Genomic DNA, 597 nt, shown 5'->3' with positions numbered 1-597 from the left:
AAGCGAAACTTTGTCAGTGTCGTAGCTCTGGCTTGTGCTTTTGTCTGGTTACCAATGTGAAACGTCAACAGCTCCTAGTTTTTCGGTCAGGGTCATGATTTATTGGGATATTCCTTATGTAAATATGTTCAGCTATGGAAATAAACAGCATGACCCTCTGGGGTGTTGGTACGCGTGTGTTTGTATGGTGGCCTTTTGTTACGGAGAAGGTCCTCGGTTGGGGGTTCCAGAGTTATACTGTCGTCCTACCACAAACGAGTCTGGAGCATCGTTTTTGGGACATTATCCAATCGATATGTCTCCCACTATGGATGCTGAATCCAAGATGCATCTCCAGCAATTGACCAGGAATGAAGGTCTTCGGAGAATGATAGCGCCGGATAGCTGGTGTAATCGTGCAAGCAAAATAGCTTCGGTTTTAAAAAAGTTTGGTCCTCTGATTGTAACCAGGCCCAATCCACCAGGTCGGTCTGGTAGACGTTACTCACATTGTGCAGTGCTCACTGGTATCAAAGACCTGAATCCGTGAGTTCTTGATTTACCTGGCAATCAATCGGGTCAATCTCTTAATTCCAGGTGACCGGGTTAATCAGATTT

1 protein-coding gene is annotated in these 597 nt (G+C 45.4%); it reads left to right on the top strand.

What is annotated here, in order from left to right; all coding sequences use genetic code 11:
• The first annotated feature begins 94 nt into the window (after nt 1-94).
• A complete protein-coding gene (locus ABD892_RS27075; protein WP_425559225.1) occupies nt 95-529 on the top strand; it encodes a papain-like cysteine protease family protein in 435 nt (144 codons plus the stop codon).
• The last annotated feature ends 68 nt before the right edge of the window (nt 530-597 follow it).

Source organism: Kistimonas scapharcae (assembly GCF_039540975.1).
GTDB classification, from domain to species: domain Bacteria; phylum Pseudomonadota; class Gammaproteobacteria; order Pseudomonadales; family Endozoicomonadaceae; genus Kistimonas; species Kistimonas scapharcae.
This window is presented reverse-complemented; position numbering and strand designations above follow the sequence as displayed.

Excerpts from the sequence above, each read along its gene's own strand:
- ABD892_RS27075 (WP_425559225.1), top strand. The coding sequence starts at position 95 with ATGATTTATTGGGATATTCCTTATGTAAATATGTTCAGCTATGGAAAT.